Origin of the sequence: Falsochrobactrum tianjinense (genome assembly GCF_019100495.1) — a bacterium.
Classification (GTDB): Bacteria; Pseudomonadota; Alphaproteobacteria; order Rhizobiales; family Rhizobiaceae; genus Brucella; species Brucella tianjinense.
In genome coordinates this window covers 372120-383751 of record NZ_JAHRVA010000002.1, presented here as the reverse complement: position 1 = coordinate 383751, position 11632 = coordinate 372120, and the positions used below count along the sequence as shown (strand labels likewise).

Below are 11632 nucleotides of genomic sequence, written 5' to 3'. Positions count from 1 at the left end.
GGTGATCCGGATAGGAGGCTTGGATTGGAGTGCCTTCCGAAAAGTGATGGGTCGTTTTTCGGAACTTAATGCGCGCATAATGCCCCCGAAGGGTCGACCCGGTTCACCCGGATTGAAATATGCTCTAAGGGGAAACCGAACAGTCTTGGGGGCGATAATGGATCAAAGGCAGGCAACTCATAAGGAAACTCTCGCCTATCTCGAAGAAATGCTGGAAGAATTGGTCAAGCTGGCGAGAACGACCGACTGCCATTTACTTGTTTATATGATTGATATGGCATTGCAGGAAGCGCGGGACAACAGCACTTCGCAGCCTGACAAACCATTCATATGAGCAGCTGACTTTGTAGTTTTTCTTCGGTTGGAGCGAGTGCAACCTGGTTGCCGGGATAACGTAAAAGTCGGCCCGCAAGGTCGAGTTCCAGCAGGACAAGCTGTGCGGTATCTGCATTGATACCCGTATAGCGAACGAGAGAATCGATGTCGATGGGCGTGGGGCCGAGTACCTCGATGATAAGATCGCGCTCCCTGTCGGTCGTATAGGGCTGCAGGGAAGCCGGCGCCTCATCGATCTGCGTCAGAAGACTGGATTGTGCCGGTTCCATATCGATTTCGCCTGTCGGCATCAAAGGCGCGAGGGCTTCGATAACGTCATCGGCATGGGTGACGAGTGTGGCGCCCTGTTTGAGCAAGGCATTGGTGCCGCGCGCTCGCGGGTCGAGCGGCGAGCCGGGCACAGCGAAGACGATGCGGCCCATTTCTCCAGCCATGCGGGCGCTGATAAGCGAGCCCGAACGCTCCGCCGCTTCCACCACGATCAGGCCCAACGACAGCCCCGCAATGATGCGGTTGCGGCGGGGGAAATCACGCGAGCGCGGCTCTGCGCCCATGGGCATTTCGGTGATAAGTGCGCCGCCATGCTCGGGTATGGCGCGATAGAGTGGCAGATTTTCTGCTGGATAGGGCCTGTCGAGGCCACCTGCAAGCACTGCCACGGTTCCGCTTGCCATGCTGGCCTTATGCGCCGCAGCGTCGATTCCGCGCGCAAGTCCCGAAATGATTGCGAAACCGGCCTCTCCCAGATCGCGTGCCAGTCTTTCGGTGAAGCGCGCACCGATTACCGACGCGTTGCGGGAACCCACAATCGCGACCGGGGGCTTGCGAAATATATTTGTGTCGCCCTTGACGATGACCAGGGGTGGCGGCGCTTCGCAGTTTTTGAGCTGTTGCGGATAATCCGGCTCGCCCATGCCGACGAGACGAGCCCCCATACGCTCGATGGCTGCCAGTTCACGTTCTGCATCTTCTATGGAGGTCACGTGCATGGGCCGCGCGCTGCCGCCGCGAATGTTGAGATCGGGCAGTCTTTCTATCGCATTGGCCGCGGAACCACAAAAAAGAATCAGGTCGCGAAAGGTGACAGCGCCAATATTGTCCGTGCGGAAAAGACGCAGCCAATTGAGCCGCTGGCGGTCGGAAAGACGAATCCCGGTGTGTGAATTCGCCCTTTCTTTCATCCCTTGGCCCCGACTTTACCTTCGTTGCTCCCGATTTTGCTTTCACTGCCATCGAGAAGCCTCGTTATATTGGCGCGATGCTTGATGAAAACAATGACTGTCAGCACGGTGAAAAGCACTGCGATTCCCTGATCGCCATGCACATAAAGCGCAATCGGTACAACAACGCTGGCGATCAACGCTGAAAGTGAGGAATAGCGCGTCAGAAGAGCGGTGATAATCCACGCTGCTGCGAAGACCAGCGCGCCCTGCCAGGCAAGCCCGATCAGAATGCCCAGATAAGTTGCGACGCCCTTGCCGCCTTTAAAACCGATCCAGACGGGAAAGAGATGGCCGATAAATGCGCCAAAACCGGCGGCAATAGCGGCATAATCGCCATAGCGTGAGGCGATCAGCACTGCGGCAGTGCCTTTGAGCATGTCGAGCAGAAGCGTTACGGCGGCAAGTTTCCTGTTACCCGTGCGCAGCACATTGGTTGCGCCAATATTGCCGGAACCTATAGCGCGCACGTCCCCGAGGCCGGCAAGGCGGGTCAGGATCAGCCCGAAAGGGATGGAGCCGAGAATATAGCCGAAAAGCAGCGAAGCGGCAGCGAGCAGACTGAACAGATCCGTTCCGGCCATATAATTCCCCTTTAATTATCCAGCCGAATACACGGTTTTGCCAGCGACTATAGTACGGACGACCCGCCCCTGAAAGCGAGCGCCTTCAAAACAGCTGTTTTTTGAGCGCGAATGCAGATCCTGTTCGCGAACGATCCATGGCTCGTCCAGATCGACAATGGTCATATCCGCCTTCGCGCCCGGTTTCAGCGTGCCAGCCTCAAGGTCGAAAATCCGTGCCGGAGCGGTGGACAGCACTTCCGCAAGACGCAGGAGCGGAATGGTTTCATTGTGATAGAGCCGCAGAGCCGCCGCCAGCAGCGTTTCAAGGCCAATTGCACCGGCTTCCGCATCGGCGAAAGGCAGACGCTTGGTGTCCACGTCCTGCGGGTCATGCGCGGAAACGACAATATCGATAGTGCCGTTCTTGATGGCCTCGACCATGGCAAGGCGGTCTTCTTCGCTGCGCAAAGGCGGCGAGAGACGGAAGAAAGTGCGGAATTCACCGATGTCGTTTTCATTGAGCGACAGGTGGTTGATTGAAACCGCGGCAGTGATCTTCGTGCCGAGATCTTTCGCGCGGCGCACCGCCTCCGCCGACATGGCGCAGGAAAGCTGGGCTGCATGGTAATGGCTATCGGTGAGGGCTGCCAGGCGCAGATCGCGCTCAAGCGGGATGACTTCCGCTTCGCGTGGGCTTCCCGAAAGTCCAAGCCAGCTTGCAAACAGGCCCTCATTCATCACGCCATTGGCGCCAAGATAGGGATCGCGGGTTTCGCAGGCGATAACGGCTCCAAAATCGCGGGCATAGGTCAATGCGCGGCGCATCAGCTGCGTATTCACTATGGTGTTGCGGCCTTCGGTGAAGGCGACCGCACCGGCTTCGCGCAGCAGGCCGATTTCGGTCATTTCCTCGCCACGCAAGCCCTTGGTGATGGAAGCTGCGGGGTGAACATTGACGATCGCCGTGTCGCGTGCGGTGCGCTTGACGAATTCGACCAGCGCTACATCGTCGATTACCGGATCGGTATCCGGCATCATGATGATCGAGGTGACGCCGCCTGCTGCCGCCGCACGGCTGGCCGATGCGATGGTTTCGCGGTGCTCGGCACCCGGTTCGCCGATGAAAACACGCGAATCGACCAGTCCGGGCAGAATGGCCATACCGTTCAGATCGACGATTTCCGCGCCTTCCGGGGCGCCCTGATTGCGGGCATCCGCGCCACTGGCGATTATTATGCCGTCAGCAATCAGGAGGCTTCCATCCTCATCGAGGCCGCGCGAAGGGTCGACGATACGGGCATTTTCAAACAGGATGGTGTTCATGCCCGTTCTCCTTCGCCGCTCGGATTTCTCCGGGGATCAAGCAGGGCTTCCATGACGGCCATACGCACAGCCACGCCCATTTCCACCTGTTGCTGGATCACGCTTTGCGGGCCGTCAGCCACATCGGAGGCAATCTCGACACCGCGATTCATCGGTCCGGGATGCATGACGAGCGCATCGGGCCTGGCATATTTGAGCTTTTCATTATCGAGGCCGTAGAAATGGAAATATTCACGGACCGAGGGTACGAAGGCGCCTGCCATGCGCTCGCGCTGAAGACGCAGCATCATGATGACATCGGCGTCTTTCAGCCCTTCCTCCATAGTGTTGAAGACCTCGACACTCATATCGGCCATGCCAGCGGGCAGCAGCGTGGAAGGAGCCACGACCCGCACGCGCGCGCCCAGCGCGTTGAGCAGCAATATGTTGGAACGGGCTACGCGGGAGTGAAGCACATCGCCGCAAATGGCAATGATCAGGTTTTCGATCTCGCCCTTGGCGCGACGGATGGTCAGCGCATCGAGCAGTGCCTGCGTGGGATGCTCATGTGCGCCATCACCTGCATTGACCACCGAGCAGCCGACCTTTTGTGCAAGCAGTGCAGCGGCACCGGCAGACGCATGGCGAATGACCAGAATATCGGGCTGCATGGCATTGAGCGTCATGGCCGTATCGATCAGCGTCTCTCCTTTCTTGACCGACGAATTGCCGACCGACATATTCATCACATCTGCGCCGAGCCGTTTTCCGGCCAGCTCGAACGAAGACTGCGTTCGCGTCGATGCTTCAAAGAAGAGATTGATCTGTGTGCGGCCGCGCAGCACGGACTTTTTCTTTTCAGACTGTCGGGAGACAGCGACTTCCTGATCGGCAAGATCGAGCAGGCAAAGAATGTCCAGAGGCGATAGCCCCTTGATGCCAAGCAGGTGGCGATGAGGAAAAAGCGGAGAGGCCGGTTGTTTTGTCATGGCAAGTCATCCGTATAAGGCCGGGAAAGCGGGACCGCAACCGCCCTTATAATGGCTTTGACCGATTCCAAAAGAAAAACCTGTGATCTTGTGGATATAAATACCATCAATGAGGGAGAATTTTAGGAAATAAAGGGCAAAAAGCTTAAGGTAAACCGAGTCAAACCAACGGATGAGCCTGTGAAAACGCACGAAGTCACCAACCAGACCCCGCCGATGACGGGCACAAATGCTTATCTGGGCGATCCGCTTCTGATGCAGATTTCAGCGCGCTTTCCCAAGGAATTGCACGCGGATCTGGAGCAGACCGGCCGTTTCGTCTTGTCGCCTGAGGCGCAGGATCTCGCGCGGCTGGCCAATACGGAACTGCCGAAACTGCGTACCCATGACCGACAGGGCAGACGTGCCGATCTGGTGGAGTATCACCCTGCCTATCACGCCTTGATGCGCCGTTCGATTGCGCAGGGGCTGCATTGCTCGATATGGGAAGACAACCCGGTTGAAACAGGTCGCCGCCATCAGGCACGCGCGGCGCGCTTCTATCTGACGGCGCAGCTTGAGGCGGGCCATCTTTGCCCGCTTACCATGACCAATGCATCGCTCGCCGCCGTTATGGGCGCACCCGATCTCTACAAGGAATGGTCGCCGCACATTCTGTCGCGAAAATATGATTCTTCGCAAAAGCCCGCCTTGAGCAAGCTCGGCCTGACCCTCGGCATGGGCATGACCGAAAAGCAGGGCGGCACCGATGTGCGGGCCAATACCTCACGCGCGGTCCGTAATGATGACGGTAGTTATACCATAACGGGCCATAAATGGTTCATGTCTGCGCCTATGTCCGATGCATTTCTTGTACTGGCACAGGCAGATGAAGGGCTTTCCTGCTTTTTGCTGCCGCGCCTGACTGATGGGGGGACGGGTAATGGCTTTATGTTCCAGCGGCTTAAGGACAAGCTCGGCAACCGTTCCAACGCGTCCGCTGAAGTCGAATTCGACGGGGCCGTCGGTCATATGGTCGGTAATCCCGGCGAGGGCGTGAAGACGGTTATGGATATGGTGACGCTGACGCGGCTTGACTGCGCGGTCGCCTCTGCCGGGCTGATGCGCTCGGGCCTTGCCGAAGCAGTGCACCATGCCCGCCATCGGCAAGTTTCCGGCGAGACATTGATCGAACAGCCTTTGATGAACCGCGTTCTGGCGGATATGGCGCTGGATGTCGCTGCTGCTACGGCGCTTTCCATGCGGCTGGCGCGCGCGTTCGATATGGCGGCAACCGACCGCGCGGAAGCTGCTTTCGCGCGCGCTATGACGCCGGTGGTCAAATATTGGGTCTGCAAGATCGCGCCTGCGCTGCTTTATGAGGCCATGGAGTGCCTTGGCGGGAATGGCTATATCGAAGATGGCAATCTGGCGCGCGCCTATCGCGAGGCCCCGGTCAATGCGATATGGGAAGGCTCCGGCAATGTTATGGCGCTGGATGTGGCGCGGGTTCTATCGCGTGCGCCTGCGCTTTTTGACGAGGTGCTGGACTGGATCAGCGCGCAGCTTGGCGTGCGCGGGCAGGGCACGATCGATGTCTTGCAGGCAGCATTGCACTTGACCGAAACAGATCAGGGTGTGGCGCGGCTTCTGACCGAGCAACTGGCGTTTGCCGCCGCTGCCGCCGAACTGCGTCAGCTTGGTGCGGACGATATTGCCGATGCGTTCATCGATACGCGGCTTGGCGGTCAATGGCGCACGACTTACGGCATGCTGGATGCGCGCCATAATGCCAGTCGTTTGCTCGACCAGCTTTACCCAGCGTCGTGATCATTGTCCTGACTGGAGCGAAGCGTGTGCAGCCGGTCGAGCGCGCCTTGAAGAATAAAGGCGGCGGCAGCCGAATCGATGCGTTCTGCGCGCTTGCCACGCGAGACATCCATGCCGATCAGTGCGCGTTCGGCGGCAACGGTCGAAAGCCGCTCGTCCCAGAAGACGAAAGGCAGGTCGGTCAAAGGCTGCATGGTGCGCACGAAAGCGCGCGTTGCCTGAACGCGCGGTCCTGCGCTGCCATCCATATTCATCGGCAGGCCGATAATGATGACGCCTACCCTGTCGGCTTGCAGCGCTTTCAAAAGCACCTGCGCGTCGATGGTGAACTTGACCCGTTTGATAACCGGACGGGGATGGGCGAAGGAAAGCCCCAGATCGGATACGGCAAGACCGATGGTTTTTGTTCCCAGATCCAATCCCGCAATGGTCTGTCCAGGTTGCAGAATGTCCGCAATATCTTCTATTTCAATAGTGGCCATCGGTCCTCACAGGTTCTGAACGGAGATTCTGAACACAGCTTATTGCCTTGAAGCTTATCGGCGTCATATCTGTTCACAAACGGGAAATCGAGTTCAAAGGAGAGATCTTATGAAAATCACCTGGCTGGGCCATGCCGCCTTTCGCGTCGAAACTGCGAATGCGGTTATCCTCATCGATCCTTTCCTCAATGGCAATCCCGGTGCAAAGGACATTGATTATGCTCAAGCGACAAAGGGCGTTACCCATATCGCGCTGACGCATGGCCATGGCGATCATGTCGGCGATACGGTCGCCATTGCAAAAGAAAGCGGTGCGACCGTCATCGCCAATGCGGATCTGGCAAGCTGGCTTGGCAGTCAGGGCGTGGAAAAGGTCGACCCCGGCAATACCGGCGGCACGATTGCGCATGACGGATTTACGATCACCTTCGTCAATGCATTGCATTCCTCTGCCATGCTGACCGAAAACGGCGTTTCGCAGGCGCTCGGCAATCCCAATGGTCTGGTGTTCCATTTTGATGATGCGCCGACACTCTATCATATGGGGGACACCGATATTTTCTCCGATATGGCGTTGATCAACGAATTGCACCAGCCCGAAATTGGCATTGTGCCGATCGGTGATCGCTTCACCATGGGCGGAGCCGTGGCGGCGCTCGCCTGCCAGCGTTATTTCAATTTCAAGACCGTGCTGCCGTGCCATTATGCGTCTTTTCCGATCATCGAACAGACAGCAGAACATTTTATCGCTGGCATGGCCGGACAGACGAAAACAAAAATTCTGGCCGATCCTGCCGGTACTGTGCACAGCTTCTAATAGGCATTGAAGCGCAAGAAATGTTGCGCTTCAACAAACGCGCCGTTATAGCCGGTAACAAAGAACCTTTCATCAGAGCGCTATGCGTCCATTTGGATGCATAGCGCTCTGAACAAGCATTTGCGGAGAACAGGATGTCCGTCGATATTTCCACCGTCAAGCGCGTCGCGCATCTCGCGCGCATCGCTGTCAGCGAGGATGCCGCCGAGCGTATGACCGGAGAACTCAATGCAATTCTGGGTTTTGTCGAGCAATTGAACGAAGTCGATGTCGAGGGTGTGGAGCCGATGACCTCGGTTACGCCGATGAAGATGCGTCTGCGTGAAGATGCGGTTACGGATGGCAACATCGCCGATACCATCGTCGCCAATGCGCCGGTTACGGAAGAGAATTTCTTCGTGGTGCCGAAGGTCGTCGAATAAGGCCGTTTGAACCCGCTTAACCGCTAAGCACCTTTACCGGAAATGCTCCAGCCACGGCGTATTGACAGGAATTTACCATGAGCGAATTGACCGCACTGACCATTGCCGAAGCGCGCGACAGGCTGAAGACCAAGGCCATTACCGCGACCGAACTGACCGAAGCCTATCTTGGGGCAATTGATTCTGCCAACGGAGCCATCAACGCCTATATCACCGTGACCTCCGATCGGGCGCGCGAAATGGCCAAGGCATCCGATGCCCGTATCGCCAGCGGCGAGGCTGGCGCGCTCGAAGGCATCCCGCTTGGCGTCAAGGACCTGTTTGCCACCAAGGGCGTGCACACACAGGCCTGCTCGCATATTCTCGATGGTTTCAAGCCGGAATATGAATCGACCGTCACTGCCAATCTCTGGGATGATGGTGCGGTCATGCTGGGCAAGCTTAACATGGACGAATTCGCCATGGGTTCGTCCAATGAAAGCTCCTATTACGGCCCGGTGAAGAATCCGTGGCGTGCGGATGGCTCCAATGCCGATCTCGTGCCGGGTGGCTCGTCCGGCGGCTCGGCTGCTGCTGTTGCTGCGCAGCTTTGTGCTGGCGCGACGGCGACCGACACCGGCGGCTCGATCCGCCAGCCAGCCGCGTTTACGGGCACCGTTGGCATCAAGCCGACCTATGGTCGCGTATCGCGCTGGGGCACGGTGGCTTTTGCGTCTTCGCTCGATCAGGCTGGCCCCATTGCGCGCGACGTGCGCGATGCCGCCATCCTGCTCAAATCGATGGCTTCGGTCGATTTGAAAGACACGACATCCGTTGATCTGCCCGTACCCGATTATGAAGCTGCTATCGGTAAATCCGTGAAGGGCATGAAGATCGGTATTCCCAAGGAATATCGTATCGACGGCATGCCCGGCGAAATCGAGGAACTCTGGCAGAAGGGCATTCAGTATCTGAAGGATGCCGGCGCAGAAATTATCGATATTTCGCTGCCGCATACCAAATATGCGCTTGCCGCTTATTATATCGTGGCGCCTGCCGAGGCTTCGTCCAACCTGGCCCGTTATGATGGTGTGCGTTACGGCCTGCGTGTTCCGGGCAAGGACATTGCGGATATGTATGAGCAGACCCGCGCAGCCGGTTTTGGCGCGGAAGTGAAGCGCCGCATCATGATCGGCACCTATGTGCTTTCGGCTGGCTATTATGATGCCTATTATCTGCGGGCGCAGAAAGTGCGCACGCTGATCAAGAAAGACTTCGAGGATGTGTTCGCGCAGGGCGTTCAGGCGATTCTGACACCGGCTACGCCTTCGGCGGCTTTCGGTCTGGCCGATGAGGAGCTGGCAAGTGATCCGGTCAAGATGTACCTCAATGACATATTCACCGTGACTGTGAACATGGCCGGGCTTCCCGGCATCGCAGTTCCTGCCGGTCTGAATGATCTGGGCCTGCCGCTGGGCCTCCAGCTTATCGGCCGGCCGTTTGAGGAAGAAACGCTGTTTCAGGCCGCAAGCGTTATCGAAAATGCCGCCGGTCGTTTCACCCCGAAGAAATGGTGGTAAGCTGCAACTTCTCATCGCATAGTTATAATGTGACCCGAAAATCGATTGCGATTTTCGGGTCCATTTTTTGGTTCTGCAAACGACGATTATAGGACCTTTGTCGGAGTTTTCCGCATCGCGCATTCTGCCAGCTTGAATGGGAACCATCGCCTCACCAAAGACCTGTCTAGCTGGGAGACGTCGAAAGTGGCTGTCGAATACAGCGTTGGCGTGATCGGTTACGGTTGGCTCGGCAGCAAGATTGTATGGCTCATTTCCCACGCTTTCCGTGATGTCCGCGAAACCATAGCGTAGAAGATTAGTGGCACTCTTGGTTGCGATGTGACATCGGTCACGCTCTACAAATGGGCTTCCTTGACAAGCATGCGGTCGAGTTTGGCTTGGCCGTACTTGCCTTGCATAACTGGCGCTGCTAATGGCAAATAGAATTTTTCCACCACATAGAAGTTTCCAATTGTTGTAAATCAGACTGAAATGCTTGTTCCGTCTAATCCGTTAGTCCTTCTAGGACCGAGCATATTGCTGGTTTTTGCAATATGCTTTTTTGCGTTCTGGGCTTCTGACAAAAGACACAAGCATCTTCTTTTCTTTGCCGTGGCAAATTTTCTGTTCTGTCTGGGCGCGCTCTCGCAAATGCTGAGAATTCCTTTCGACCTGGGATTGAACGCTGTTATTTCTGCCTTTTTTTATACGACCAGCGTATTACTCGTCTGCAATGGGTTGCTTCGGCGTAGTGGGCAGATGATAAATAGAATGTTGTATTTCTCTGCACTGCTTTTGATTGTAGGTGGTGTTGCCTATTATTTTTACATAGACCGAAATCTCCTTACCCGTATCTATATTCTGAATTTTGGTTTCGGGTTGATGTTTCTTTTCACATCATGGCGTCTGCGTTTTTTGCGCTGGGGAATGATGCCGGAAAAAGTATTTTTCTGGGTACTTTTGGCTTTTGCGAGCCAATTCTTCATTCGAACGATGCTGACTACCAAAGGAATGCCTGCGGTCGTGCCGGATTTCAGCGCGTCGGTATTCTGGCTAGCGCTACAGTTTTCTCTGGCGGTATTGGGCGTAGCGTTTGCGCTGGCGCTATTGGCAGTTGTGGTGAGCGACAGATTGTTTACGCTTGAAGAAGAGCGTTCTATGGATTCTATGACCAATCTTTTGAATCGGCGCGGGTTCGTTGAACGTGCGGACAAGTTGATGCAGAATGAAGAGGAGGCACCTTTAAGCCTTCTCCTGATCGACATCGATCATTTCAAAAGCGTTAATGATACATATGGTCATCCTGTCGGGGATAGCGTAATTAAAGGCTTAGGGATGATTATCCTCAAGGCTGCTGGTTCAAGCGCCGTTTGCGCCAGGCTGGGCGGAGAGGAATTTGTGGTGCTTGTTCCGCGAACCAATCTAGCTGCCGCAACACAATTGGCGGACAAGATCAGGATGGCGATCAGGGAGGCCAGATTTGCAGGCGTTCCTGTTTCATATGAAGTAACCGCGAGCATTGGCGTCACAACTGCCAAGCCACATTACACGCTCGATAGGCTGCTTCTGATTTCAGACGAGGCGCTTTATCGTGCAAAGCGTGCCGGGCGCGACAGAGTAGAAGTTTAGGCCACTGCCTTATATCCATCTGGCCGCCATCCGCATCTGAATAAGAGAAAATGAGTCGGTGACCTAGTGTGGCGAATCCGGAATTCGCATCACTTTGGAGCAGGGTTGCGAACGAATTGCGGATTCAAAGTCACACTAGCGTGCCGGAATCGGCAATGCGGTCAAGCAGTGGAAATATTAAGCGGGTGGACAGGCGGCGTCATTGAGGACAAAATGTCTCATCACTATTATTTGTTGGTGAAGCTGTCGTTGGATATGGATAGCGTACCATATGGTACGCACCTTGCGGATTGCTTTGAGAAATAATATTGCGCAATTTCTTTCTGTTCTTTTCGTGTGAATTCTATTTTAAAACAAATCTATAAGATTCTTTCGGCTGTTGTCCTGTAGACCCTTAACCCCGGATAAGGAACCAGTCCGATATTGTTTATCCATACTTTATGAGAATAATCTTGCTTTATTTTGAAAGCCGATCCACCCTAAAATCAGTGAAATCGGAGGAGGAGACCGGCCTCACGT

11 protein-coding genes are annotated in these 11632 nt (G+C 55.7%); 6 read left to right on the top strand and 5 right to left on the bottom strand.

The window, feature by feature from the left end; all coding sequences use genetic code 11:
- Window positions 1–157 precede the first annotated feature (157 nt).
- Entirely contained in the window at window positions 158–334 is a 177-nt protein-coding gene (locus KUG47_RS07340) for a hypothetical protein (RefSeq protein WP_217677291.1), read from the top strand.
- On the opposite strand, the gene dprA is transcribed toward KUG47_RS07340, so the two are convergent.
- From dprA to KUG47_RS07320, 4 genes are read right to left on the bottom strand one after another with little or no spacing between them, the layout of a single operon-like run.
- Window positions 327–1517, bottom strand: a complete 1191-nt coding sequence (gene dprA, locus KUG47_RS07335; RefSeq protein ID WP_217677290.1) for a DNA-processing protein DprA — start codon at window positions 1515–1517, stop codon at window positions 327–329. The two genes, KUG47_RS07340 and dprA, sit on opposite strands and share 8 nt — an antisense overlap.
- Window positions 1514–2140, bottom strand: coding sequence for a glycerol-3-phosphate 1-O-acyltransferase PlsY (gene plsY, locus KUG47_RS07330; RefSeq protein ID WP_217677289.1), 627 nt, complete (start codon window positions 2138–2140; stop codon window positions 1514–1516). The genes dprA and plsY overlap by 4 nt, the downstream gene beginning before the upstream one ends.
- Window positions 2141–2155: 15 nt before the next feature.
- On the bottom strand, window positions 2156–3445 hold the full coding sequence (locus tag KUG47_RS07325; RefSeq protein WP_217677288.1) for a dihydroorotase: 1290 nt from the start codon (window positions 3443–3445) through the stop codon (window positions 2156–2158).
- The gene (locus tag KUG47_RS07320) at window positions 3442–4413 is read right to left on the bottom strand and encodes an aspartate carbamoyltransferase catalytic subunit (RefSeq protein ID WP_217677287.1); all 972 of its coding nucleotides are present in this window, start codon (window positions 4411–4413) and stop codon (window positions 3442–3444) included. The genes KUG47_RS07325 and KUG47_RS07320 overlap by 4 nt, the downstream gene beginning before the upstream one ends.
- 180 nt (window positions 4414–4593) lie before the next feature.
- On the opposite strand from KUG47_RS07320, the gene KUG47_RS07315 reads away from it, so the two are divergent.
- Window positions 4594–6222 carry an acyl-CoA dehydrogenase family protein gene (locus KUG47_RS07315; protein ID WP_217677286.1) on the top strand — a complete coding sequence of 543 codons (1629 nt, stop codon included), beginning with the start codon at window positions 4594–4596 and terminating at the stop codon, window positions 6220–6222.
- On the opposite strand, the gene ruvX is transcribed toward KUG47_RS07315, so the two are convergent.
- Window positions 6207–6704, bottom strand: a complete 498-nt coding sequence (gene ruvX / locus KUG47_RS07310; RefSeq protein ID WP_217677285.1) for a Holliday junction resolvase RuvX — start codon at window positions 6702–6704, stop codon at window positions 6207–6209. The genes KUG47_RS07315 and ruvX overlap by 16 nt on opposite strands.
- 109 nt (window positions 6705–6813) lie before the next feature.
- Here ruvX and KUG47_RS07305 point away from each other — a divergent pair, with 109 nt between their 5' ends.
- From KUG47_RS07305 to KUG47_RS07290, 4 genes are all read left to right on the top strand, one after another.
- On the top strand, window positions 6814–7521 hold the full coding sequence (locus KUG47_RS07305; RefSeq protein WP_217677284.1) for a metal-dependent hydrolase: 708 nt from the start codon (window positions 6814–6816) through the stop codon (window positions 7519–7521).
- A 134-nt stretch (window positions 7522–7655) separates the two neighbouring features.
- Window positions 7656–7943, top strand: a complete 288-nt coding sequence (gene gatC / locus KUG47_RS07300) for an Asp-tRNA(Asn)/Glu-tRNA(Gln) amidotransferase subunit GatC (RefSeq protein ID WP_217677283.1) — start codon at window positions 7656–7658, stop codon at window positions 7941–7943.
- A gap of 77 nt (window positions 7944–8020) precedes the next feature.
- Entirely contained in the window at window positions 8021–9502 is a 1482-nt protein-coding gene (gene gatA, locus KUG47_RS07295) for an Asp-tRNA(Asn)/Glu-tRNA(Gln) amidotransferase subunit GatA (RefSeq protein WP_217677282.1), read from the top strand.
- A gap of 519 nt (window positions 9503–10021) precedes the next feature.
- The gene (locus tag KUG47_RS07290; RefSeq protein ID WP_254799353.1) at window positions 10022–11113 is read left to right on the top strand and encodes a GGDEF domain-containing protein; all 1092 of its coding nucleotides are present in this window, start codon (window positions 10022–10024) and stop codon (window positions 11111–11113) included.
- Window positions 11114–11632 lie beyond the last annotated feature (519 nt).